This window comes from Arthrobacter sp. T572 (assembly GCF_056780115.1).
This window is the reverse complement of record NZ_JBRAZQ010000002.1, coordinates 1,316,216-1,340,817: the sequence shown is the minus strand read 5'-3', so window position 1 is coordinate 1,340,817 and position 24,602 is coordinate 1,316,216. Positions and strand designations below refer to the sequence as shown.

Annotated in this window: 23 protein-coding genes; 13 read left to right on the top strand and 10 right to left on the bottom strand. The window is 65.0% G+C overall.

The window, feature by feature from the left end; all coding sequences use genetic code 11:
* Positions 1-71: 71 nt before the first annotated feature.
* From ahcY to ACUYMZ_RS07415, 3 genes are all read right to left on the bottom strand, one after another.
* Entirely contained in the window at positions 72-1,550 is a 1,479-nt protein-coding gene (ahcY, locus tag ACUYMZ_RS07425; RefSeq protein ID WP_481602605.1) for an adenosylhomocysteinase, read from the bottom strand.
* A 42-nt stretch (positions 1,551-1,592) separates the two neighbouring features.
* Positions 1,593-1,799 carry a Trm112 family protein gene (locus ACUYMZ_RS07420; RefSeq protein ID WP_426006529.1) on the bottom strand — a complete coding sequence of 69 codons (207 nt, stop codon included), beginning with the start codon at positions 1,797-1,799 and terminating at the stop codon, positions 1,593-1,595.
* Positions 1,800-1,911: 112 nt separating this feature from the next.
* Complete coding sequence (locus ACUYMZ_RS07415; RefSeq protein WP_481602604.1) at positions 1,912-2,307, bottom strand: DUF3499 domain-containing protein; 396 nt, start codon at positions 2,305-2,307, stop codon at positions 1,912-1,914.
* Between the two features lie 121 nt (positions 2,308-2,428).
* On the opposite strand from ACUYMZ_RS07415, the gene ACUYMZ_RS07410 reads away from it, so the two are divergent.
* Positions 2,429-2,947 (top strand): metallopeptidase family protein, encoded by a 519-nt coding sequence (locus ACUYMZ_RS07410; protein ID WP_481602603.1) that lies wholly within the window; start codon positions 2,429-2,431, stop codon positions 2,945-2,947.
* 27 nt (positions 2,948-2,974) lie between these two features.
* Here the strand turns inward: ACUYMZ_RS07410 and ACUYMZ_RS07405 are convergent, their stop codons facing one another.
* The 3 genes from ACUYMZ_RS07405 to ACUYMZ_RS07395 are packed head-to-tail and all read right to left on the bottom strand — an operon-like array spanning position 2,975 to position 8,626.
* Positions 2,975-4,732, bottom strand: coding sequence for a DUF5719 family protein (locus ACUYMZ_RS07405; RefSeq protein WP_481602602.1), 1,758 nt, complete (start codon positions 4,730-4,732; stop codon positions 2,975-2,977).
* Positions 4,695-8,051: a glycosyltransferase family 2 protein gene (locus ACUYMZ_RS07400; protein WP_481602601.1), complete on the bottom strand. Its 3,357-nt coding sequence runs from the start codon at positions 8,049-8,051 to the stop codon at positions 4,695-4,697. Before ACUYMZ_RS07400 ends, ACUYMZ_RS07405 begins: the two co-directional genes overlap by 38 nt.
* Before the next feature lie 29 nt (positions 8,052-8,080).
* Positions 8,081-8,626, bottom strand: coding sequence for a WhiB family transcriptional regulator (locus ACUYMZ_RS07395; protein WP_426006520.1), 546 nt, complete (start codon positions 8,624-8,626; stop codon positions 8,081-8,083).
* Between the two features lie 368 nt (positions 8,627-8,994).
* Between ACUYMZ_RS07395 and ACUYMZ_RS07390 the strand changes: the two genes are divergently transcribed.
* Complete coding sequence (locus ACUYMZ_RS07390; protein WP_481602600.1) at positions 8,995-9,690, top strand: TIGR03089 family protein; 696 nt, start codon at positions 8,995-8,997, stop codon at positions 9,688-9,690.
* Here ACUYMZ_RS07390 and ACUYMZ_RS07385 read toward each other — a convergent pair.
* Positions 9,677-10,249 (bottom strand): GtrA family protein, encoded by a 573-nt coding sequence (locus ACUYMZ_RS07385; RefSeq protein ID WP_442423489.1) that lies wholly within the window; start codon positions 10,247-10,249, stop codon positions 9,677-9,679. The genes ACUYMZ_RS07390 and ACUYMZ_RS07385 overlap by 14 nt on opposite strands.
* Before the next feature lie 240 nt (positions 10,250-10,489).
* Here ACUYMZ_RS07385 and ACUYMZ_RS07380 point away from each other — a divergent pair, with 240 nt between their 5' ends.
* Genes ACUYMZ_RS07380 through ACUYMZ_RS07360 form a run of 5 tightly spaced genes read left to right on the top strand, consistent with a single transcriptional unit; the run spans position 10,490 to position 16,070 of the window.
* Complete coding sequence (locus ACUYMZ_RS07380) at positions 10,490-11,629, top strand: 5-(carboxyamino)imidazole ribonucleotide synthase (RefSeq protein ID WP_426007504.1); 1,140 nt, start codon at positions 10,490-10,492, stop codon at positions 11,627-11,629.
* Complete coding sequence (purE, locus tag ACUYMZ_RS07375) at positions 11,626-12,189, top strand: 5-(carboxyamino)imidazole ribonucleotide mutase (RefSeq protein WP_426006514.1); 564 nt, start codon at positions 11,626-11,628, stop codon at positions 12,187-12,189. The genes ACUYMZ_RS07380 and purE overlap by 4 nt, the downstream gene beginning before the upstream one ends.
* 11 nt (positions 12,190-12,200) lie before the next feature.
* The gene (locus tag ACUYMZ_RS07370) at positions 12,201-13,829 is read left to right on the top strand and encodes an LCP family protein (protein ID WP_481602599.1); all 1,629 of its coding nucleotides are present in this window, start codon (positions 12,201-12,203) and stop codon (positions 13,827-13,829) included.
* Between the two features lie 52 nt (positions 13,830-13,881).
* Entirely contained in the window at positions 13,882-15,132 is a 1,251-nt protein-coding gene (gene manA / locus ACUYMZ_RS07365) for a mannose-6-phosphate isomerase, class I (RefSeq protein ID WP_481602598.1), read from the top strand.
* A 2-nt stretch (positions 15,133-15,134) separates the two neighbouring features.
* On the top strand, positions 15,135-16,070 hold the full coding sequence (locus ACUYMZ_RS07360) for a lipid II:glycine glycyltransferase FemX (RefSeq protein ID WP_481602597.1): 936 nt from the start codon (positions 15,135-15,137) through the stop codon (positions 16,068-16,070).
* Between the two features lie 53 nt (positions 16,071-16,123).
* On the opposite strand, the gene glpX is transcribed toward ACUYMZ_RS07360, so the two are convergent.
* On the bottom strand, positions 16,124-17,143 hold the full coding sequence (gene glpX, locus ACUYMZ_RS07355) for a class II fructose-bisphosphatase (RefSeq protein ID WP_426006508.1): 1,020 nt from the start codon (positions 17,141-17,143) through the stop codon (positions 16,124-16,126).
* 200 nt (positions 17,144-17,343) lie between these two features.
* On the opposite strand from glpX, the gene ACUYMZ_RS07350 reads away from it, so the two are divergent.
* The 5 genes from ACUYMZ_RS07350 (at position 17,344) to ACUYMZ_RS07330 (ending at position 22,683) form a co-directional block, all read left to right on the top strand.
* Positions 17,344-18,021: a DUF4245 domain-containing protein gene (locus tag ACUYMZ_RS07350; protein WP_442423493.1), complete on the top strand. Its 678-nt coding sequence runs from the start codon at positions 17,344-17,346 to the stop codon at positions 18,019-18,021.
* A gap of 53 nt (positions 18,022-18,074) precedes the next feature.
* Positions 18,075-18,689 (top strand): carbonic anhydrase, encoded by a 615-nt coding sequence (locus ACUYMZ_RS07345; protein WP_426006506.1) that lies wholly within the window; start codon positions 18,075-18,077, stop codon positions 18,687-18,689.
* Between the two features lie 87 nt (positions 18,690-18,776).
* Complete coding sequence (locus ACUYMZ_RS07340) at positions 18,777-20,204, top strand: class II fumarate hydratase (RefSeq protein ID WP_426006505.1); 1,428 nt, start codon at positions 18,777-18,779, stop codon at positions 20,202-20,204.
* 143 nt (positions 20,205-20,347) lie between these two features.
* Positions 20,348-21,013, top strand: coding sequence for a TetR/AcrR family transcriptional regulator (locus ACUYMZ_RS07335; protein WP_481602596.1), 666 nt, complete (start codon positions 20,348-20,350; stop codon positions 21,011-21,013).
* The gene (locus ACUYMZ_RS07330; RefSeq protein WP_481602595.1) at positions 21,010-22,683 is read left to right on the top strand and encodes an MDR family MFS transporter; all 1,674 of its coding nucleotides are present in this window, start codon (positions 21,010-21,012) and stop codon (positions 22,681-22,683) included. Before ACUYMZ_RS07335 ends, ACUYMZ_RS07330 begins: the two co-directional genes overlap by 4 nt.
* Positions 22,684-22,686: 3 nt before the next feature.
* Here the strand turns inward: ACUYMZ_RS07330 and ACUYMZ_RS07325 are convergent, their stop codons facing one another.
* Positions 22,687-23,163, bottom strand: a complete 477-nt coding sequence (locus ACUYMZ_RS07325) for an NUDIX hydrolase (protein ID WP_426006500.1) — start codon at positions 23,161-23,163, stop codon at positions 22,687-22,689.
* A 17-nt stretch (positions 23,164-23,180) separates the two neighbouring features.
* The gene (locus ACUYMZ_RS07320; RefSeq protein ID WP_426006498.1) at positions 23,181-23,729 is read right to left on the bottom strand and encodes a prepilin peptidase; all 549 of its coding nucleotides are present in this window, start codon (positions 23,727-23,729) and stop codon (positions 23,181-23,183) included.
* Positions 23,730-23,790: 61 nt separating this feature from the next.
* On the opposite strand from ACUYMZ_RS07320, the gene ACUYMZ_RS07315 reads away from it, so the two are divergent.
* Positions 23,791-24,585, top strand: coding sequence for a hypothetical protein (locus ACUYMZ_RS07315; RefSeq protein WP_481602594.1), 795 nt, complete (start codon positions 23,791-23,793; stop codon positions 24,583-24,585).
* Positions 24,586-24,602 lie beyond the last annotated feature (17 nt).

Sequence of the window (24,602 nt, the reverse complement as noted above, 5' to 3'; positions counted from 1 at the left end):
AACATCCAATTCTAGCCGAAAGGCCGGCAACGCCTGGTCAGCGTGTCCGGCCCTTCGGGTGTTTCAGGCTATTAGTAGCGGTAGTGCTCCGGCTTGTACGGGCCTGCAACGTCCAGGTCCAGGTACTCAGCCTGTTCCTTGCTCAGCTCGGTCAACTCGACGCCCAGCGCGGCAAGGTGGAGGCGTGCGACCTTCTCGTCCAGGATCTTGGGGAGGACGTACACCTGCTTTTCGTACTCACGTTCGCCGGCCGGCTGGTCCTTCTTGGTCCAGAGTTCGATCTGCGCGATGGTCTGGTTTGCAAACGAGTTGCTCATCACGAAGGACGGGTGGCCCGTGGCGTTGCCCAGGTTCAGCAGTCGACCTTCGGACAGGACGATGATCGAGCGTTCGTTGTCAGACCCGGAGTCGAAGACCCATTCGTGGACCTGCGGCTTGATCTCGACCTTCTTCACGCCGGGAACCTTCGCCAGGCCGGCAATGTCGATCTCGTTGTCGAAGTGGCCGATGTTGCCCACGATCGCCTTGTTCTTCATGCCCACCATGTGCTCGGCCAGGATGACGTCCTTGTTGCCGGTGGTGGTGATGAAGATGTCGCCCTGGGCCAGGACGGATTCAAGCCTGGCAACCTGGTAGCCGTCCATCGCGGCCTGCAATGCGCAGATGGGGTCGATCTCAGTGACCACCACGCGGGAACCCTGGCCCCGCAGCGCTTCCGCGGCGCCCTTGCCGACGTCGCCATAGCCACACACGACGGCGACCTTGCCGCCCATGAGGACATCGGTGGCACGGTTGATGCCGTCCGGCAAAGAGTGGCGGATTCCATACTTGTTGTCGAACTTGCTCTTGGTCACGGAGTCGTTGACATTGATGGCCGGGAACAGCAGCCTGCCCTGCTCAGCCAACTGGTAAAGCCGGTGGACACCCGTGGTGGTTTCCTCGGTGACGCCCTGGATTTTTGCCGCCGTCCGGGTCCACTTCTGCGGATCTTCGGCGAGGGTCCGGCGCAGAACGTCCAGGATGATGGCGTATTCCTCGGGGTCATCCTCCGTGGCGGCTGGAACGGCACCGGCAGCCTCGAACTCCACGCCCTTGTGCAGCAGGAGCGTCGCGTCTCCACCGTCGTCGAGGATCATGTTGGGACCCAGTTCCGGGTTGCTGTCCGCGCCCGGCCACGTGAGGATCTGCTCGGCCGTCCACCAGTATTCCTCCAGGGTTTCGCCCTTCCAGGCGAACACGGGAACACCCTGCGGGTCCGCGGGGGTGCCCTTCCCAACAACGACGGCGGCAGCGGCCTCGTCCTGCGTGGAGAAGATGTTGCAGGAAGCCCAGCGGACCTCGGCACCCAAAGCCGTGAGGGTCTCAATCAGCACCGCGGTCTGCACGGTCATGTGCAGTGAACCGGCGATGCGTGCCCCCGCGAGCGGCTGCGAAGGGCCGAATTCCTCCCGCAGGGACATCAAGCCGGGCATCTCATGCTCCGCGAGGCGGATCTGGTGGCGGCCTGCCTCGGCAAGGTTGATGTCGGCCACTTTGTAGTCGAAAGTCATGGAAGTCCTTAGGGGGTACCGTGTGGTTTTGGTGGAGGAAAGTCAGGCGTGCGGGCCGGATGCAGCGTCAGCCGCGGCGCGCAGTTCCGGCGGCAGGAGCAGGGGAATTCCGTCTTCGATTCCGTAGCGGACCGGCTTGCCATCCTTGGCGGCGGTGGTGGACACGAGTTCCTCGCCCTCCTGGACCAGCGGCGAACCCGTCACGGGGCAGCGCAGGATGGACAAGAGTTCAGGACTGACCTTAGGCATGGATGATGCTCCCTGGGTGGCGCCGCTGTGCGCCGCTGGCGGATATATCTGCAGATTCCAGCCTACCGCGCACCATCACGCCGCACGGAGCCGGCGATGTAATACATGCAGGTCAGGACGGCTCGCGCAGGATGCGGAGGTGGCCCCGGCGGGTTCCTTCAGCCACTGGCGCTTCAACAGGCGGTTGGCTGGTGCGGATGGGCGTTTCGGGCGCCGACGATGCGGCTTCCCGGACGGCGTTGGCCAAGGCCAGCAAGTCGTCGGGTCCTGGTTGGGGTGGCGTCCCGGGCATGGCAAGCCGGAGGACTTCCCAGCCCCTGGGTACGGTCAGTGTTTCTGCGTGCTGGGCGCACAGGTCATAGGCATGGGGCTCGGCGTAGGTGGCCAGGGGTCCCAGAACGGCCGTGGAATCGGCATACACGTACGTCAGAGTTGCCACCGCGGACTGGCGGCAGGCTGACCTTGAACACTGGCGAATAGCACCCACAACATCCCAGATTAGCGCCATCGGGCACCGGAACCGTGCATTGGCCCCCTGCGACGCGGTGTCATGACGCAGGCGTTGGCCGCTACGGCGCGGCAGTACCCATGGTGTCGCGTTGGGCGATTCGCCGGACTAAAGTCGATATATGCAGTCACAGCCACATGTTCCCGGCTTCCAGGTCCGGTGGGCTAACGCCAATGGCGATCAGGCAGAGGGACTCGTTCGCTCCGAGGCCCGGGGTTTCCGCCGGCGCCGGCGGAACCGTCACGGCCGGGGATTGCGGGGAGAACTGATGCTTCCGAGCCTTCCGGGTTTCCGGACACGGGCCGAGCGCTTTGATGACATGGTCCTGGACTCCGCCGAGCGCCTCCAGGACATGTGGGGCAAGCAGTTGGACGGCGTATTGTTCGCCGTTGATGAGATTCCGCCCAACCTCGAGCAGCTCGTTTCAGCAGGAACTGCGGCCCCGATGGGCGCCTACACGCCGGGAGGCCGCGGAGAGCCCCCCATGATCACGGTGTACCGCCGCGTGGTTGAGCAAACGGCCGGAACCCGCGACGAGCTGCAGGACCTGGTCCACGACGTCGTGGTGGAGTACACAGCCGAGATGCTCGGGGTACCGCCGGAAACGCTGGACCCTGTGTACCGCCGTCGTTATCAATAACAACGGCGGAACAGCCGGCCCGCAGGCTCAGTAGCCCACCGACACCGGGACCTTCTCCAGTCCTGCGGCGGCATCCTGGATAGCCACCACCGAAACGTCGTTGCGTCCTTGCTTGCCCAGGAAAAGCGCCCCGTACACAGGGTCGCCCGAGGCGGAGACCACATACCCGGCGACAACAGCTTCACCGGATTTCGCCGGCAACTCGATCATGGACGTCGTACCGCCCGAGATGTCCACATCGACTGCCTTGCCTACTGCACCGTCGTCCGTCACGGGTGCGTAGCTCACGGTTGCGCGGCCTTCGGGCACTCCGAAAGCCAGGAAGCGCTGGCCGTCCCGGGGCACGGCCACCAGGTGCTGGCTGCCGAGCCGCGAGGACGACGGCGACCATGCGAAGTCCGTAGCCTCCTCAGCGTTGGAGCCGCGGGCGACCCTGGTGGAGGCCACGAAGGAAACATCCGAACTCGCCGCCACCGTGTAGCTTCCGGCCGGGACGCCATCGAGGTTGAGGGTAGCCACCGTTCCGCCCTTCACCGTCACAACTCCCCCACTGGGGAGCTTGCGTTCGCCGTTGGCTCCATACAACCGGACCTGCACTACAGCGTCAGCCGTTCCCGGCACGGCAATCTGGAGCGCGGGCACGGCGTCCGGGAATCCGGCCTTCCCGCTGAGCGCCTTCAGCGCTGCCGGGTCCTGGATGTCGACGCCGGCCATCACCTGGAGATTGGCGGGCCCGTTTCCCGGTGCCAGAAATTCAACCCCGCCCGGAACCAGGCCCCGCAGGACGCTCTGCTGGACCGTGGCAGCTACCGGTCCACCGGTGCTGCGCACGCGAACGGCCAGTTGGGCCTCGCCCGGGGCGAGTCCGGCGAGGTTCACCGAGCGCGTGGTGCCCGGGGCTACGAGGAGGCCCCTCGCCCCGGGCGCCTGGATCTGTCCCTGGTACCCGAAGAGGTCCAGGCTGACTGTGGCCGGGGTTTCGGACGCGTTGCTGACGTTCAGGACGGCCGTGCGGCCCAGGGAAGTGTTCGCTCCGAGCAGCCACGAGTCATTCCCGGGCTGCTGGCACGGGGCAACTGCCGACCCGCGCAAGTCACCGTCTGTAGCGGAGTAGCTGAGATTGGCCGCGAGGGACGCCTGCTCGTTGCCGATGGGGTCCGCACCCACCACGGCCGGGGCCGTGACAGGGCTGATGGACGCCGTACCGGCAGCAAGGACCGGAGGGCCGGCCGTAGGCGAAGGAGTGCTGGTGGGTGCCTTGGCGATCTCGGCAACCTGGTCTCCGGCAAGCGACGTCACCTTGGTACCCGGGACTGTACCGACGGGGTTGCTGAGCACTACGGCATTGAGTGCACTGGTTGCCGTGGTGGAGACAGGGCTGAAATCGGCGTCCGTGCCCACCACGGTTCCGCTGACCAGGCGTGCCGGTTCCGGGCAGACCCCCAGCGAGCGGCCAGCCGGGACATCGGCTTGCCTGATGTCCGTGGCGGTGCCACCGGAAGGCTGGGGAATCATGGTGGCGGCGGCCACCGCACCACCCCCGGCAGCAAGGATCACTACTGCGGACAACACGCCTGTCACCACTCCCGTTCGGGAGCCGCGGCCGCTTCTGCTGCCGTTCCGGGACTCCGGCCGGGTTTCGCTGGAACCGCGGGCGCGCTTTTGCCGGGCGTCTTCGGGCCGGGCGGCCTTTACGGGCCGCCCGTCATCCGGCGTGGGGGTTTGGCCGACCGTCTTCCGGGGGGCGTCAGACACTGCTGTACTCCTTACGGAGGGACACTTCATCCCTCGACATGCCCGTTCGGGAACGGCGCGCCGGCATGGGTACGGCCAGCAACGCGGTGAGTCCGAAGACGGCGGCCTGCAGGATTTCCAGCCACGGCGCCCAGGGACTCGTGTACCGGATTTCCAACTCTCCGCCTCCTGCGGGAAGTTCAAAAGCCTGCGACCAGCCCACTGTTGCCGGCTTCAGCCCGCGGCCATCCAGGGTCGCGGTCCAGCCCGGGTCTGCCCGCTCAGCCAAGACCACCCGCCGGCCTTCCGCGCCGGGAGCAAGGTCGGCTTCCACCGTAATCTCCTCCGAGGGGAGCGTTCCGATGACAGCACCCTCCGCATCCACGATCCTGGCGCGGTACGCGGTGTCCGCGGCTGCACCTGATGACTCCCCGCGCGGTGTGACCCGCCACAGCCAGCCCGCATTCGTCTGGCCGACGGCCACCAGGCCAGGGACGGCGTCGATCCTGCTCGCGGTGAGCTGTGCTGCGTTGTCGGCTGCCTTGAGCACCACGAAGCCGACGCCCAGCTGTTCCAGGTCGGCACGGGGATCGACGTCGCTGCTCGCCACGATCGTGGCAACGGCGCGTCGCATGGAGGAGGTCGCGGCGTCGTCGGTGGTGATTTCCTCACGGCCCGGAGCGCCCATGATCGTCCGGGCAGATGCAATGGTGGACAAGGTGTCCAGTGTGGTTCCCGCGTCCCGCATCAGCGAGGAGGTGTATGCTCCCTGCTCACCACTGGTGATCACCAGGGTCCGCGTCCGCTCCGGCCCCGTCCCGCGGTCGACGGCGGTGGCAGGCAGGGTGCTGCTCTCCACCGGCCACACCAAGCGGGCCGCGCCGAGGGATCCCGGCGGCGCATCCGGGTTATCGGAAGCTCCCCCTTGCGCGGCTGGCTGGGAGCCGGTGACCGGGCGCTCGGCAATGTTATTGCCCGCCCATGCGGTCATCGCCGCGAGCGGTCCCGCTATAAGGACCATGACCACCGCTCCGGAGGCCGTACGCCGCAGAGGCAAGCGCCAACGAGCGCCGTCAGTGTTCCTTCCCGCAGCACCGGCAAAGATCTTCTCTGCCCCGAGGAGGGCGGCCCCCAGGAACATCATCATGGCCACAGAGACTGCCGGGCCCGTAAAGGGTCCCACAATGACATCGTTGTTGACCCCGGTGGCAACGTGGCCGACCAGCCAGTTGCTGGCCAGGGTGCCCAGGGCCACGAGCCAGAACACCCTGACCAGCGGGGCCCGCTTGCCCGGAACGAACAATGCAGCCACAGCGAGCAGGACCACCGGCGCACCAACCAGGATCGCAAGGATCAGCGCCCATGGCACAGCGCCGGGTCCCAAGGCACCCAAGCCGGTCAGGCCGCCGTCGGACTCAAATGCCAGAGGCTGGCCCAAGACCTGCTGCCACAGCGGAGCGGCCTCGAAGGTGAGCGGAAGACCTGGATCTGCAAGCAGGGACCGCGGTCGGTCCAGCACGGACACAACATAAGGAACAAACAACGCGAGGCTGGGAAGGAGGGACCACCACAGTGTCCTGCCGCGGTGGCCGAGGACCACGGCTGCCAGCACAATCGCTACCGTGATCGGGCCCAGCAAGGACGGAGCGGATGCCGTGATGGCGGCCATGGCCAGGCCAGCAGCAGCGGCAGCAGTCCATGACGGTGTTCCATTCACTCCCGGCTTGCCCCGGAGCGGCTGGGGCCGGCGAGCGTCCGTGACGCCGGACGTCGCTGCCGACCTCGGCTGCACTATCCCCGAGCCGGAGGCACGCATCAGCGCCAGCAGCAGCAGCGGCATGAGAAGGTGGGCGATCAGCGCACCAAGGCGGCCTTCATTGAGGGCCGCCAGCAGGGCAGGTGCGCCCGCCCAGACAAGTGCAGCGACAGTCCGGTAGCGGCGTTTGGTGGTCAGGGCCCCGGCGGCAAACCACGCCGCCACGGCTGAGAGCGGCATGGCCAGGACAAGGAGCCAGATGATGGCGGCGTTGCCGTCTCCAGCACCAAGAATCGACAGGACCCACAGGACGTAGCCGAAGGGATCACCGTGACCGGGAAGTCCTGCACCCAGGGGGATCCACCAGGTAGACGCGTTGGCCCAGATGTCACCCGGAGCAGCTGACACGGGAAGGAGGGCACCGCCGGCAGCGGCCTGGGAGCGCAGGAGGCCCAGGAATCCCACCAAGGCTGCGGCGAGGGCGATCACGGCCGCCGTTACCGCGCCGGTTCCCACCCATCCGCGTTCGTTGGTTGCCAGCGCCGCGAAATCGTCTGCGGCGTCGCCACTGGGTTCCGGCGCCAAGAGGTCCGTGACGGCCGGGCTGTCCTCGCCGGGACGGATGGCTTCCAACAAGGACCGGCGGTTCGCCCGAACCTCCCGGGACGGCTTCTGCAGCCCACGGACCTGGGAACGCGGAACCGCACGGGTACGTGCGGCCGTACGCCGGCCACGGGCGATGGCCGCGGGACGCGACAAAGCTGCGATGGTGGCTGTGAATTGCGAGAAACCGTAACCGGGTTCCTTGACGAGGATGCTGAGCAGCAACCGGATCAAAGCACCGAGCGCGGCTCCGACACCTTGGAACGGGACCTTCCACCACTGCGTGTGCTTGAGCCGCATATGGATCTGGGCTTTACGGGCGGCCGATGGGGTGCCCAGCCCGTGCGGCCGGTTCTCCACATGGAACATCCGTGCGTTGGGAACCACCACAACACGGTTGCCGGCAAGCCAGTTGCGCCAGCAGAAATCGACGTCGTCACCGCTGCCGGGCAAGGCCGGGTCGAACCCCTGCAGGTGCTCCCAGACATCGCGGCGCACCAGCATACCGGCCGAGTTCACGGCGAAGGTGTCCGTACGGGCGTCATACTGCCCTTGGTCGACCTCGTCGGCATCAATCAGGGTGAGCCGTTCAGCCCATCGGCTGGTGGACAAGCCAACGTCCACCAGGTGGCGCTCGTTGTCCCAGCCAAGCTGCTTGCAACCGGCCACAGTGACGGATGTGGTGCGCTCCACGGCGTGCAGCAGTTCGGCCAAAGCGTCGGGCGCCGGTGCGGCGTCGTCGTGAAGCAGCCAGATCCATTCCACGGTCTCCGGGCGCGGACCGCCTGCGGGCGCCAACTCCCGCAGCCCGGCCTGGACTGCGGCGCCGAACCCGGTTTTGGGATGCGCGAAGACAGTGACGCTGCCGGCGCCCAGCGCTTCACGGAGCAGTTCCGGGGAGTTGTCGGAGGATCCTGTATCAACGCCAATGGCGGCATCTGCCGAACGCGTCTGGTTCGACAGAGCCGCCAAGGTCCTGGGGAGATAGTCGCCGCCGTTGTGCGCAACCACAACGGCGGTGACGTGTACTTCCTTAAGAATCAGACCGCTCGCTTCCTCAGCCGGCGGCGCTCACGCTCAGAGAGGCCGCCCCAAATACCGAACCGCTCATCGTTCGCGAGAGCATACTCAAGGCACTGCGACCGGACGTTGCATGCCCCGCAGACCTTCTTGGCGTCCCTCGTGGAACCGCCCTTCTCCGGGAAGAAAGCCTCCGGATCAGTCTGGGCACACAGTGCGTCGGTCTGCCATCCCAGCTCGCCTTCGTCATCGAAGCCGTCCTGCGTGGGGAGGCCGATCCAAACCGGCTGCCCCGGGTTTTCGAGCGGCCGGTGCAGCTCCATGGGAGGATCGTCGAGATCCTCGTCACCGCCATCGGGCAAATCCCCGATCAAAGCCTCATGTGCGGCCAGAAGGGCAGTTGCCTGGTCCTCCAGCGACTGCTGCACGTTCTGGTTGTATTTTTCTGCCGCTTCCGGATCCGCCGGGTCCACATACCAATCCCCCGGCACCTCCCGCGATCGGTACTTGACCGACGCGTGTTCTGCGACGACTGCATCTTCCTGGATACGCAACGCTTGCCCCATGGCGTCCCTCCTGAGTTTGCAGCTGCTGCCTGAATGTCTTTCAGATTCCCGGCGGTGTTCCGGTCCTCTATGCAGCGGCGTTGATTACTAATTACACGTGTGTAACTACCCGCCAGTCAAGCCGCGCCGGGATAATAATCAAGGTTTTGTAGAAACGTGGGATGCGCCACGCCCAACAATTTTCGGCGTGCCGCCGGGCGCGTCGCTGCGAAAAACGGAAGCCTTACGCCACTTGGCTGAACATTCGCTGAATTTCCGGCGCTGTGGACGTTCACTACCCTGTCCGCAGGCCTTCACGTCGGAACCTTATGTGCGGCATCTCACAGGAGCGCGGGTCCCGGCCAGCCGCTCCGTGCCAAGATGGACCCATGAGCATCCCGGCAGCAGACCTGATGACCGCCCTTCGTTCCGGACATTCAACGTCACCACGGCTGACCTGGTACGGACCGGATTCCGAGCGCGTGGAGCTATCCGGACGTGTCCTGGACAACTGGGTGGCAAAAACCAGCAACCTGCTGCAGGACGAACTCGATGCCGAACCAGGAACATCCGTGAGGCTGGACCTGCCCGCGCATTGGAAATCGTTCGTCTGGGCGCTGGCTGCCTGGCAGTTGGGCATGGAGGTGGTTTTCGACGATACCGCTGCGGACCTATTGGTCACGGACACTCCCGACGGCGGTGCCGGAGGCGGCTACGACGCGGTGGTCGCCGTTCCACTGGCGGCACTGGCCATGCGCTGGCCCGGCGAGCTGCCGGCCGGCGTCGTGGACTACGCAGCGGAAGTACGCTCCCACGGTGACGTGTTCATGGCCCATAACGAGCCGGAAACCGGGCGCGGAGCCGTCCGAAGCGGCGCGGCGCACCGTCACGAGGAACTGCTCGACGGCTTCGCCACCGCCCAGGACACCGGCGTACGACTGCTGGTGAAGGCCTCTGAAGGACTGGAAGCAGGATTGGCCGCCGCTTTGGGCGCATGGAAACAGGACGGGTCAGTGGTGCTGGTCCATCCGGACGTTCCGGTGACTGAACACCTTCTGGAGAACGAGCGCGTCAGCCGTTCTTGACCGAAGGCAGTTCCCCGGTGTGCGGTGCGGCAGCGACGGTATCGACAGCGCCCGTCCGGGGCTTGTGGTGCAGGTCGATGATCTCGTGGTCGTGCGAGTACGCGGGCTCTGCATCCAGTTCTTCGTTGAAGACCCAGAAACGGTAGGCGAAGAAACGGAAGATGGTGCCGAGGATCAGGCCGACCACGCTGCCTGCGATGAACAGCGAGAATTTGTCGTTGAGTTCAAGGATGTACTTGGCCACCCAGACGCAACCTGAGGCAATGAGCAGGCCCACGAAGTTCATGATGGCGAACAGCACGGCTTCGCGGACCACATTGGCCTGCTTGCGGTGGCGGAACGTCCAGAACCGGTTGGCCACCCACGAGAAAATACTGGCCACGATGGTGGCAATGGCCTTGGCCCACACTTCGCTGCCGTGCATCGGCCCGGAAAAAAGCCAGATGAAGACAGCGGAGTCGATGACAAAGGCAACACCGCCCACGGCGCCGAACTTGGCTACCTCACGCCAAAAAAGCGAGGCAAGTCCGCGGATGCGATCTGCAAGTGTGGTGATCATGACCCTCCAGGCCGTTGTAAAGATGGGCCAGTGGGCCACCTCCATTTTAGCGCCCATTTCCAAACGTTGCCCGGGACAAGGCTGGGAGAACGCCCGGAAAGCAGGCCCGGCGGCATTTAATACAGCCTAGAAAATTGCCCGGGAGGGCGGCAGAATAAGTGATCCAGCCGCCGGTTCGGTAGGCTGAACCTTGTGACTTTTCCAGTAATCGGCGTTGTTGGCGGCGGCCAGCTCGCCCGCATGATGGCCCCGCCCGCTACCGCTTTGGGCTTCGAACTGCGTGTACTTGCCGAGGGTGAGGACGTATCAGCCGTCCCCGCCGTGGCAACCGCGCCCGTCGGAGATTACAAGGACCTGGATACCCTGTTGGAGTTCGCCAAAGGCGTGGACGTCCTGACTTTCGACCACGAGCACGTCCCCACGGACCACTTGCGTGCCCTCCTGGACGCCGGCGTCAACGTGCAGCCCGGTCCTGATGCCCTGGTGAACGCCCAGGACAAGCTGGTCATGCGGGCAGCGATTGACCGTTTGGGCCTGCCCAACCCCGAATGGTCTGCGGTCGGCACCGTGGAAGACCTTGTGGAGTTCGGCGACAAGATCGGCTGGCCCGTTGTCCTGAAGACCCCTCGCGGCGGATACGACGGCAAGGGCGTCAGGATTGTAGATTCCGCCGATGAGGCGGCCGGCACTGCGGACTGGTTCCAGTCCATGAGCCCCCTGCTCGCAGAAGCCAAGGTGGACTTCAGCCGTGAACTCTCGGCCCTGGTTGCACGCACGCCAGGTGGCGAGTCCCGCGCCTGGCCGGTGGTGCACACCATCCAGGTGGACGGTGTCTGCGATGAGGTCATCGCTCCGGCCCAGAACATCCCGGTGGAGGTCGCCGCGGCTGCAGAGGAAGCCGCGTTGAGGATCGCCAACGAGCTCGGCGTCACCGGTGTCATGGCAGCAGAGCTGTTCGAAACACCCGGGGTCGGCGCAGGCTTCCTGATCAACGAACTCGCCATGCGCCCGCACAACACCGGCCACTGGACCCAGGACGGTGCCATCACCAGCCAGTTCGAACAGCACCTGCGCGCGGTCCTGGACCTGCCCCTGGGAGCCACGGACGCGTTGGCGCCCGTGACGGTCATGAAGAACTTCCTTGGCGGCGACAACCAGGATCTTTTCAGCGCTTTCCCCCTGGCCCTGGCGTACGAACCTGCAGCCAAGGTCCACTGCTACGGGAAATCCGTGCGCCCGGGACGCAAGATCGGGCACGTCAACCTTGTTGGCTCCGCAGCATCGGATGCGGACTCCGTCCGCCAACGCGCAACCGCCGTGGCAAACATCATCCGCGACGGCCGCGGACCGGCATCGACAACCCTCGAGGAGACCGAATGACGTCAGCAGCTCCAGCCCCCCTCGTAGGGCTCGTCATGGGCTCGGACTCCGACTGGCCCGTCATGGAAGCCGCGGCCGACGCCCTGGCCGAGTTCGGCATTCCGTTCGAAGCAGATGTTGTCTCCGCGCACCGCATGCCCACGGAGATGATCCGGTATGGGCAGACAGCGCATGAGCGCGGCCTGCGCGTGATCATCGCCGGTGCCGGCGGAGCCGCGCATTTGCCCGGCATGCTGGCATCGGTCACTCCTCTTCCCGTGATCGGCGTCCCCGTTCCGCTGAAGACCCTCGATGGCATGGACTCGCTGTTGTCGATCGTCCAGATGCCCGCCGGCGTACCGGTGGCCACGGTGTCGATTGCCGGAGCACGCAACGCCGGCCTGCTGGCTGTCCGCATGCTTGCTTCCGGAACCGATGAGCTCGCCACCCGCCTCCGGGAAGACCTGCAGCGCTTCGCCCAGGAGCTGAACGACGTTGCCACGAAGAAGGGCGAGAACCTGCGCAACAAGGTGGAAGAGGTCTTCTCCCCTGCCAACGCCTCGGGCCGGAGCAGCCGCTAGGAAGGCAGCGGATGACCACCATGCACAAGAATCCGAGTCAGTCCGGCGGTGCCCTGACTGATCCTGTCCGCTATCCGTCCGGGGCCAGCGCTCCGGTACGGACCAAGCGCGCCTTCGTGCTGGTCCTCCTGACCCTCTTCATTCCCGGCAGCGCCCAGATTGTGGCCGGCGACCGGAAGCTCGGGCGCACGGCCCTGCGCGTCACCCTGACCGTGTGGGCACTGGGCATCCTGACCCTGGTCATCGCCGCGGTAAACCGGACCATGCTGTTGAGCATCGTGACCCATCCGGTGGGGTCGCTGGTGATCATTGTTGTCCTGGTGGCTTTGGCGCTGGGCTGGGCGTTCCTGTTCCTGAATACCTTGCGCATCATCCGGCCCGCCCTCCTGGCCCCCGGTATGCGGCCCATCATCGCCGTGGTCCTCGCGGTGGCCACCCTTGCCGCCAGTGGTTCACTGGGTTATCTGGCCTATGTGCTGAACGTCAGTCGCAATGCAATCGGCAGCATCTTCAATGCCGGCCCCGCCATCGATCCCGTGGACGGCCGTTACAACTTCCTCATGATGGGCGGCGACGCCGGAGACGACAGGACCGGCCGCCGTCCGGACAGCCTGTCCGTCATCAGCGTTGACGCCAAAACCGGCGAGAGCGCCATCATCTCGGTGCCCCGCAACCTGCAGAACGCGCAGTTCAGCGAGGACTCGCCGATGCGCCAGGTCTACCCGGATGGCTACAACTGCGGCAACGAATGCCTGATCAACGCCGTCAATACAGAGGTCACCAACAACTACCAGGACCTCTACCCGGGCGTGGCCGACCCCGGCGCGCAAGCAACACTGGAAGCCGTCTCCGGGACCCTCGGCATCACTGTCCAGGCCTACGTCCTGGTGGACATGGATGGTTTCGCCAAGCTGATCGACGCCATGGGCGGCATCCGCATCAAGGCCGGCGGCTGGGTTCCCATCAGTGGTCCCGTGACCGACGAGGCCAACGGCATCCACGGCATGCCCGACGGCTGGATCCCCGCCGGTGACGTCCACCTCAACGGTTTCCAGGCGCTCTGGTACGGGCGGTCCCGTGAATTCGTGGATGACTACGCCCGCATCGCCCGCCAACAGTGCGTGCAGCAAGCCATGCTCAGGCAGTTGGATCCGGCCACGTTGCTGACCAAGTTCGAGGACATTGCCAATGCAGGCACCAAGGTGGTGGACTCCAACATCTCCTCCGGCCAGCTGGGCAGTTTCGTGGACCTCGCCCTGAAGTCCAAGAACCAGCCCGTCAAGCGCCTCACTATCGGGCCGCCGGACTTCGATGCGTCGTTCTCCACCGTGCCGGACTTCGACCTCATCCACGCGCGGGTGCAGGAACTGCTCACCCCCTCAGCCACGCCGAAGGCGAATGACTCCCTGGTGACGGACGGCTCCCCGGGAGCATCCGCTGTCATGGCCGGTGGCGACCTCGCTGCAGGCCTGCCTGCCGGACAGCTGCCGTCGCCGGGTTCGACTGACTTCACCCCGGTCACCACCACGCCCGATGGAACCCCCATCACGGAAGAGCTGCTCAATGGCCTCAAGGCCCAGGGTGATGAGCAGGGCATCCGCGACCTCGTGGCAACCAACGGGCAGTGCGCCCCGCTGTAGGCCCCGCAGCCGCTCCATCCCACGTTCAGCGCGACGATAAGGACTTTCCTTCGTGTACCAGATTGAGAATGTTTTGCGACCCTACGCCTGGGGTTCGACGACGGCGATCGCCGGCTTGCTGGGGCGGCCGGCATCAGGTGGGCCGGAGGCTGAACTGTGGATCGGGGCCCACCCTGACTCGCCGTCCACGGCCATCCATCCCAATGGCGTCACCCAGCCGCTGGATGCACTGATCGCCAAGGACCCCGCGCATTTCCTGGGCGGGGAGAGCGTGGCCGCCTTTGGGCCGAGGCTGCCGTTCTTGACCAAGATCCTGGCCGCTGACCAACCTTTGTCCCTGCAGGTCCATCCCAGCCTGGAGCAGGCGCGGGAAGGCTTCGCCCGGGAGAACGCAGCGGGCATCGCGGCAGACGCGGCCCACCGCAACTACCGGGACGACAACCACAAGCCCGAGATGATTTTTGCCCTGACCCCGTTCCGGGCGCTGTGCGGGTTCAGGTCCCCCGCTGCCTCCAGGGCGATCTTTGAACATCTGGCTTCGGTGCTGGAATCGGCGGCCCTGGATGTTCCGGAGATCATCAAGGGTGTCATCTCCGACCTTGGCCTGCCCGTGGAAGAGGAAGCGCTCCGGGCAGCGTTTACCCGACTCATTCAGGGCGGCACGGAAGCCACCGAGGCCATTCAGGAAATCGAGGCCGTGCTCCGGGCAGGCGCCCCGCAGGAACCGCATGAGGACGCCCTGACCGCCATGGTCGGCATCAATGAGGCCTTCCCCGGTGATCCCGGCGTCCTCATCTCGCTCCTGTTGAACCACCTGTCGCTGCAGCCTGGCCAGGCCGTCTATCTCCCGGCCGGCAACGTCCATGCCTACCTCCAGGGTATGGGCGTGGAAGTCATGGCCTCGTCCGACAACGTGCTGCGCGGAGGTCTGACGCCCAAGCACGTGGACGTCCCTGAGCTTCTCAGGACTGTCCGTTTCGAATCGCTGGGTGTTCCCCGTGTGGAAGCGGTCCGTACCCCGTTCGGACAGGAGTTGTACCAGCCCCCGTTCGAGGAGTTCCAGCTGCAGCGCATCGAATTGGAACCCGGCGCCGAACCGGTGCCTTTGGCACAGTCCGGGCCGGCCGTCGTCGTGGTTGTTGCCGGCACCGTGGTGCTGGACTCCCCGAAGAGCGACCTCCGGCTCCAGCGCGGTGATGCCGCCTTCATCCCCGACGTGGAGAACCCCGTGAACGTGCACTCCGTTCAAGGCGCCACAGAGACCAGCATCGCCTTTGCCGTAACCACGGGGCTGGTGAAGTAGGCGTGGAGTTTTTCCTGCAGACACCTGCGTGGGCAGAGGTGCAGCGTTCGCTGGGCCGACGCGTCCACCAGCGCTCGGGCACGGGGTGGAGCTTCCTCGCCATCGAGGAGAAGAATCCTGCGGGCAAGGTGATCTACGCACCTTACGGCCCGGTGGCCACCTCGGTGACGGCCTTTGATGCCGCCACGGCCGCCTTGGTGGAGCTCGCCCGCAAGGAACATGCCGTGTTTGTCCGCATGGAACCCGTGGACGCGGGTTTCGCAGCGTCCGACGCCGGCCCCCTCCTTCGCGCCCGGGGGCTGCGTCCGGCGCCGGTCAACCAGCAGCCCGAGTTGAGCTGGGTGGTTGACCTTGGCGGCGACTTCAAGGATGTCCTTGCCGGCATGAAGCCGACCAACCGGAACCTCTACCGGAACATCCACAAAAAGGGTGTGACGTTCCGTTCCTCACAGGACCCCGCAGACATTTCCATCCTGCTCCACTTCCTGCACCTGACAGCGGCACGTAACGGCTTCAAACCGCAAAGCGACGAGTACCTGGCCACCGTGGCACAGTCCTTGCTGCCCGCAGGCGCCGGAACCCTCTTCATTGCCGAACTGGACGGCGAACCGATCGCCGCGGCCTTCGCCTACGATTCCGCCGATACCCGCGTCTACGCCCATGCAGCACTTGACGACACCCACCGGAAACTCAGCGCAGGCATCCCCTTGCTGGTGACGCTCATGGCCGATGCCAAGGAGAAGGGCCTCAAGCATGTGGACCTCTGGGGCGTGGCGCCAGAGGACGAACCCGACCACAAATGGGCAGGTTTCACGGCGTTCAAGAAGTCCTTCGGCGGCCGTGAGGTCTCCTACCCCGGCACGTGGGACCTTCCGGTCAACAAACTCCGCTATGGCGCCTACCAACTGGCCAGGGGCCTCCGCGACAAACTCCGCTAGAACAACAGAAGGACGGCAGGATGCTCCTGCCGTCCTTCTGTTGTTTTATGGGCTTACTTGCGCGCGTACGTCTCCCACTTGGAGGCGTGGTGCTCTGCGTCCACGAAACGCACCGTGCCGGACTTGGAGCGCATCACGATCGACTGGGTAACCACACGGTCCTTCTGGTAGCGCACGCCACGCAGGAGGTCGCCGTCGGTAATGCCGGTTGCCGCGAAGTAGCAGTTGTCCGAGGTGACGAGGTCGTTGGTGGACAGGACCCGGTCAAGGTCGTGTCCGGCGTCGATGGCCTTCTGCTTTTCCTCATCCGAGGTGGGCCACAAACGGCCCTGGATGACGCCGCCGAGGGACTTGATGGCACAGGCGGCCACGATGCCCTCGGGAGTTCCGCCGATGCCCATGAGGGCGTCCACGCCGGTACCGGAACGTGCGGCGGCAATGGCGCCGGCCACGTCACCGTCCATGATGAACTTGGTGCGGGCCCCGGCCTCGCGGATTTCCTCCACCAGCGGGCGGTGGCGGTCGCGGTCAAGGATCATGACATTGAGTTGGTTGACCTTCACGCCCTTGGCCTTGGCGATCAGGTGCAGGTTCTGCTTGACCGGAAGGCGGAGGTCCACCATGTCGGCGGCTTCAGGGCCGGTGACGAGCTTCTCCATGTAGAAGACAGCCGAAGGATCGAACATGGAGCCGCGTTCGGCTACCGCCAGGACGGCGAGGGCGTTGTTGATGCCCAGGGCGGTGAGGCGCGTTCCATCGATGGGGTCGACGGCGACGTCGCACTCAGGGCCGGTGCCATCGCCAACCTGTTCACCATTGAACAGCATGGGGGCTTCGTCCTTTTCACCCTCACCGATCACCACGACGCCGTTGAAGTGGACAGTGTGGAGGAATGAGCGCATGGCGTCGACGGCGGCACCGTCGGCCTTGTTCTTGTCGCCGAAACCTACCCAGTGGCCACCGGCAATGGCCGCGGCCTCAGTGACACGGACGAGTTCCAGCGCAAGGTTGCGGTCTGGCTCGTCAGTGCCGACGGCGAGCGACGGCGAAATCGTGGAATACTGCTGGGTCATTGGTGCAGGAGACACTTGAACCTCTTCTTCGAGTGACGATTCACGGGACCGGACACGGTTGCACGAGGCGACCTGGGGTCCCTCTACCAACGATCATAGTCGGCGCACCGCCGCGGAGTCGCTGGATGACCACGCCCCGGACAACAGACGGTGAGGTTGCCGGTTGTGTGTTCGGAGCCGCCATAAGGGACTATGGAAGGGTGAGTGAAACGCAGGACAAGCCAGCCGCCGGCAACAACCCCGCCGGTGCACAGGCACACCGGAACAGCGCCCCGGATGCCACCGATGCCCCGTTCAAACCCGTCATTCCGGCAAAAGCCGCCAAGCGGGCCAACGCTTCGGTGATCGGCATGGTCATTGCACTGGTGCTCTGTGTCCTCGCTTTCCTTCCCGTGGTGCTGATGAATCCGGCGCCCAAGGGCGAAGGCTTCCGCCCGGAGGTGGACGTTGCTTCTGCCGCGCGGAATGCCGGCGATGTGGCCGGATTCACACCCGTCACACCCGATACGGGCGACACATTCACCCCCAACTACGCGCGGTGGGAATCGGGAACCTCCACCGGCGTGCCCACTTGGGAGGTCGGTTACCTGACGCCCAAGGAGGCGTTTATCGGCCTCACCCAGACCAGTCAGGCCAATCCCACCTGGGTCCTCCAGCAGACCGGCAACCTGCCCTTGACCGGAACCAGGAATGCGGGCGGACAGGAGTGGGAACTGCGGGATTCGGGCAAGGACAAGCGCAGCATGGTGCTCGAATACCGCGGCACCACCATCATCCTGAGCGGCACTGCCAGCCTGGACGAGTTCGCGGAGCTGGCGGCCGCCGTCGTGAAATCCGCGGACCAGGCACCTGCCGCAAGCAGCGCACCCGCGGCCTGACATCGTTTCGCAACACTTCCCGCTCCCCGGCACCGGCCCCGTAAAGTAATAAGGTGCCTACTAATCTGACTCCGGCCCTGGCCTGGCAACGCCTGCGCGAGGGCAATGAACGTTTTGTTTCCGGCGAATCCCAGCACCCCAACCAGGATGCTTCCCGCCGCTCCTCCCTCCTTGAGGGACAGAATCCCTTTGCCGTTATCTTTGGCTGCGCCGACTCGCGCCTGGCGGCCGAAATCATCTTCGACCTCGGTCTTGGCGATGCCTTCGTGGTGCGCACGGCAGGCCAAGTGATCGATGACGCGGTCCTTGGCTCCCTGGAGTACAGCATCAGTCAACTCAAGGTTCCGCTGATCGCCATCCTGGGCCACGACAGCTGCGGCGCCGTGTCGGCCACCAAGGGAGCCGTGGAAACCGGAGAGATGCCGCCGGGCTTCATCCGCGACCTCGTTGAACGCATCACCCCCTCGGTGTTGACCGCCAAGCGCAACGGCCAGGAAGACGTCAACGAGATGGTGGTGGAACACGTCAAGCAGACCGCCGATCGGCTCGCAGACAGCTCACGTGTGATTTCCGACGCCATCGAAGAGGGCCGTGTTGCTGTGATCGGCCTCTCCTACAAGCTCGATGAGGGCCAGGCGGCCCTTGTTTCCGCGATCGGACAGGTCTAGGACCACGTGCCCCGGCCCCGTGGCCGGGGCACGTAGCACTGCCTTCCGGGTTTTCGGTGGAGCCCGCAATCGCCATAAGCTAGCCCCATGACTTCCACCACTGAGTTCCGTATTGAACATGACACGATGGGCGAAGTTCGCGTCCCCGTGAACGCCCTGTACCGCGCACAGACGCAGCGTGCTGTGGAGAACTTTCCGATCTCCGGCAAGACGCTGGAACGCGCCCACATTGAGGCACTTGCCCGCGTCAAGAAGGCCGCTGCACTCGCGAACGCCGAACTGGGGGTGCTCGATGGCGAGCTCGCCGAGGCAATCGCTGCAGCTGCCGATGAGGTTGCGACCGGCAAGTACGACGGCGACTTCCCGATCGACGTCTTCCAGACCGGCTCCGGCACGTCCTCCAACATGAACACCAACGAGGTCATCGCCGAGCTCGCTACCCGTGCCCTCGCCGCCGGCGGAAGCGACAAGGTGGTCCACCCCAACGACCACGTGAACGCTTCCCAGTCGTCCAACGACGTCTTCCCTACATCCGTCCACGTTGCGGCAACCTCGGCCCTGATCAATGACCTGATCCCGGCCCTGGAGTACCTGGCAGCATCCCTCGAACGCAAGGCTGCGGAGTTCAAGGACGTCGTCAAGTCCGGCCGCACGCACCTCATGGACGCAACCCCGGTCACGCTGGGCCAGGAGTTCGGCGGATACGCAGCCCAGGTGCGCTACGGCATCGAGCGCATCAACGCAGCACTCCCCCGTGTCGCAGAGGTTCCCCTGGGCGGCACCGCCGTGGGCACGGGCATCAACACTCCCGCCGGCTTCCCGGAGCGCGTGATCGAACTCCTCGCCGCCGACACCGGCCTTCCCCTGACGGAAGCCCGCGACCACTTTGAAGCCCAGGCCAACCGCGACGGCCTGATCGAAGGCTCCAGCCAGCTGCGCAACATCGCGATCTCCTTCATGAAGATCAACAACGACCTCCGCTGGATGGGTTCCGGTCCCAACACCGGCCTCGGCGAGATCGCCATCCCGGACCTGCAGCCCGGCTCCTCGATCATGCCCGGCAAGGTCAACCCCGTCATCTGCGAGGCCTCCATCATGGTGTGCGCCCAGGTCATCGGCAACGACACCGCCATCGCCTGGTCCGGCACCAACGGCGCTTTCGAGCTCAATGTCGGCATCCCCGTCATGGCGGCCAACCTGCTTGAATCCATCCGCCTGCTGGCCAACACCAGCCGCGTCATGGCCGACAAGATGATCGACGGCATTACCGCCAACGTGGAGCGCGCCCGCTTCCTGGCCGAGGCTTCCCCGTCCATCGTGACGCCGCTGAACAAGTACATCGGCTACGAAAACGCCGCCAAGATCGCCAAGCTCGCTGTCAACGAAGGCCTGACGGTTCGCCAGGCTACCGAGAAGCTCGGCTTCGTCGGCGAAGGCGAGGGCAAAGTTTCCGAGGCTGACCTGGACAAGGCCCTGGACGTCACCACCATGACGTCGCCGGCGCACAAGGCATAACTGCCGGAGCAAGACCCAAAGTACGACGACGGCCGGTACCTTCCGCACGGAAGGTACCGGCCGTCGTCGTACTTGCTGGATGTGAGGAGTGACACCCCGCCATCTTTTTGCACTATTAATTAAGAAGTGCAAAACTTTACTTTGTGGAAAATAGTGCAAATACTGACGGCGGACTGCGTGAACGCAAGCGCGCTGCCACCCGGCAGGCGATCACCGCCGTCGCGCGTTCCCTGACCGCTGACCACGGCCTCAACGGCTACACCGTCGAGGAAGTCTGCCAGGAAGCGGGCATTTCCCGGCGCACTTTCTTCAACTACTTCCATTCCAAGGAAGACGCCGTGATCGGCGCTTTCTCCGACGATTTGCCGCCCGACGCGCTGGAGTCGTTCAACCGGGATCCGCGCCGACGGAAAGACAGCATCTCCGGCACGCTGCTGGCGGCCCTCTACCGCCTGACGCTGGACATCGTGGAACGCTCCACCATCAGCCGCGCCGAAGTCCACCAGCTCATCGCTGCCATCAAGGCGGAGCCCCAACTCCTGGGCAGGATGACGTTGGAGGGCGAGGCGAAGGAACAGCAATTCACCGAACTGATCGCCGCGCGGGAGGGATTGTCCCCTGACCACCCGGAGATCGTCATGGCGGCGGCAGTCTTCGGTGCCGTCAGCAAGAAGACAGCCCAGCAGTTCTTCTCGCAGGACAACATCAGGCCCTACCGCGAGCTGCTGGACCAGAACCTCGCGGCCGCCCGGAAACTCTTTTCACAACCGCTGGACACATCCGCAGAACCTTCGAAGGACCTCCCATGAGTACTGTCTCCAAAGCGGCCGAACCGTTGCTGCTGACCCAGAAGAGAATCTGGATCATCTTCTCCGCGCTGATTGCAGGCATGCTCCTGTCCAGCCTGGACCAAACCATCGTGTCCACTGCCATGCCCACCATCGTGGGAAAGCTCGGCGGCGTGGAACACCAAGCCTGGATCACCACCGCGTACCTCCTGGCCACCACGATCGTCATGCCCATCTACGGCAAATTCGGCGATATCCTCGGCCGCCGCAACCTCTTCCTGGTAGCCATCGCCCTGTTCACCCTGGCATCGGTCGGCTGTGCTTTCGCTACCGACTTCTGGGGCTTCGTGATTTTCCGTGCCATCCAAGGCCTGGGCGGTGGTGGCCTGATGATCCTGTCGCAGGCCATCATTGCGGACATCGTGCCCGCCAACGAGCGTGGCAAATACATGGGTCCGCTGGGTGCGATCTTCGGCCTGTCAGCGGTGGCCGGCCCCTTGCTGGGCGGCTTCTTTGTCGACCACCTGACGTGGGAGTGGGCCTTCTACATCAACATCCCGATCGGCATCGCAGCCTTCATCACGGCCTGGTTCACGCTGACCCTGCCCAACAAGAAGGCAGAGAAGAAGATCGACATCCTCGGTGTCCTCTTCCTGTCCGCCGCCACCACCTGCCTGATCTTCTTCACCGACTTCGGCGGCAAGAAGGAGGAAGGCTGGGACTCGCCGCTCACCTGGGCCTTCGGTGCGGGCATGGTGGTGGCCGCTGCCGCCTTTGTCATGGCCGAGCGCCGGGCAGAGGACCCCATCATTCCGCTGAGCCTGTTCCGCAACCCGATCTTCATCAACGCCACAGCCATCGGATTCACCCTGGGCCTGGGCATGTTTGCCGCGATCGCTTTTGTGCCCACGTTCCTGCAGATGTCCTCAGGTACATCGGCTGCCGAGTCCGGCCTGCTCATGCTCCCGATGATGGTGGGCCTCATGGGAACCTCCATCTTCTCCGGAATCCGGATTTCCAAAACGGGAAAGTACAAGCTCTATCCGATCCTGGGAGCCGCACTGACCATTGCCGCCATGCTGTGGCTGACCACCCTGGCCGCGGACACGCCCATCTTCGTCATCTGCGTGCAGCTCTTCATCTTCGGAGCGGGTCTTGGCCTGATCATGCAGGTGATCGTGCTCGTGGTGCAGAACTCAGTGCCCGCGGACCAGATCGGTACCGCTACCAGCACCAACAACTACTTCCGCGAGGTTGGCGCCTCGCTGGGCGTAGCTGTGTTCGGGTCAATCTTCACCAACCGCTTGGCCGAGTCCCTGACGGAAGCCTTCACCGGTGCAGGCGCGTCGGCGGAGCAGGCATCCCGGTCCACCAGCACCCTCGACCCGCAGGCGCTGTCCCAATTGCCGGACCAGCTCCGGGACGCGATCGTCAACGCGTACGCAAACTCGCTGGCACCGGTGTTCTGGTACCTGGTTCCCTTCATCGGAATCGCCCTGCTGCTGGCCATCACGCTCAAGCAGATTCCCCTCTCCGACACGGCAGGGATGGTGGCCCGTGGCGAGGCAGTAGGTGGCGCCGAAGCAGAACGCCTGGAGGCCAAGCGCCTGGACTCAGCCAACCCCGGATCCGGGCCGGCCGTTGATGACGCTGACAAGGACCGTCCAACCGCCGGGGCGGCACACCGGTAGCAGTTAGTCCTCTGTTTGGTAGGCCACGGGACCTTCGGGTTCCGTGGCCAGCCGTATGGCCTCGAGGTTTCCCGCACTCATATCCGGCAGTTCATCCAGTCCGAACCATCCGACATCCACTGATTCGTCGTCGTTGACCGTGGCTTCGCCGGAGATGTAGCGGCAGCGGAAAGTGATGTCCAGGAAGTCGCACTCGTCGCCGTTGGGGAAGGTCACCGGCCCCACCACCCCAACCCCAAGGATCCGCTCCGTCTCGGCCACCACGGCTGTTTCCTCGAAGATCTCCCGGACGAGTCCCGGCGCCGGGTGCTCGCCCGGCTCCAGGATGCCGGTGATGAGGGTCCAATGCCCGTTGTCGGCACGTTGGCAGAGGAGCACCCTGCCGTCGTCGTCGAAGACCACGCCGCGGACGGCAGGCAGCCAGAGGGGGTCGTGGCCGATTTTTTCCCGCAGTTTGAGCACGAATTCAGGGGCACCCATGGGGCCAGCTTACGGCGTCATGCAGGCAGCAGCACCATGGCCGCAGCCGCACCGGCGAGCATGAAGGGGCCGAACGGAATCGCGGAGCGGAGCGTTCCCCGCCGGGCGAGGAGCAGGGCCAGGCTCCAGAGCCCGCCCAGCAGGAATGCCGCAAACGTCCCGGCAAAGAGGTGTTGCCATCCCAGGTACCCCAGATACAGGCCCAGCACGCCTGCAAGCTTCACGTCCCCGAACCCCATACCGGGCGGATGGATGAGCCTCAGCACGAAGTAGAAAACCCACAGCACGGCTGCCCCTGCGATGACACCGAGCCCGGGAATTCCGAACAGGGACGCGTCGGCAGCCCTCCCGGTACCAGGCACCGCGAAAGCGGCCACAGCAGCGGCGAGCAGGAGCACGCCGGCGATCCCATACGACGGAAAGACGATGCGGTTGGGAAGCAGATGGCTGCGAACATCGATGACCGTGAGCCGTACCGCCATGACGAGGTAGTAGGCGCACGCCAGCAGCACCAGCCAGAAGCCCACGGGGCAGGCATTCCACAGTTCTGCGAGTCGTCGGATCACCCTCGGATGCTATCCCGATTCCGGCCCCCGGCACTGGTGGACGCGTAGGTAAACTGTGGATATGGGGCGTTTCGGTGGTACTGGTTCGGAATTCAACCCTGCAAACGCACAGGGCAGTCCCATCAATGACTCGTCCTCCACATTCCGCAACCTGTGCAGGTCCTCACCGTGGAAATGGAACAGCCTCCGCTTCGAATACCTCGAACGGCCGGGCACCGGGGCAGCGCTCGTGCGGGCGTGGCTGAGGCGTCCTGGAGCCCTTCGGCTCGAAACGCCGGACGGTCAGCTGCTCCATAGCACCACGGGCATCAACGATTCGCGGGATGACCTGTATGTCAGTGCGACGCGGCGCTCGTGGTTGCTGCCGCCGCACCTTGTCACTCCGGTCCATGACGACGCCGGACTCGTCCGCCGTCGTCCCGAGGCCGCGTACGGAGAGCCGTCCTTCGGCAACGGGAGGCTGGCGGCCGCACTGGATCCCGTGGAACTCGCCGGCAACGCCCCGGCTCCCTTGGAGTTCCCGGATGCGAATCCCGTGTCCATGGACGAGCCCCGGATGGTGGACCACGAGGGCCGTCCCGCCCTCGAAACCGTGGTGATCCGGGGACGCACCTACAACCCCTCGGATCCTGCCGAGCCGCTGGCCCATCCAGGGAGGACACTGATCAGGATTGATGCCGCGACGGGTGTCTGCGTTGCCAGCCAGTCCCTTGACGGGGAAACCAGCGGCAAGGGGCACTGGCTCAGAATCCTGGCTGTTGACGAATACATGCTCGATGACCTGTTCCTGGCCGAATCCATGAACCTGACCGACGTGCGCCAGCATATTTCCTGGGACATCGGGCCTGCAGCCTGACGGGCAGGGTGGACCCG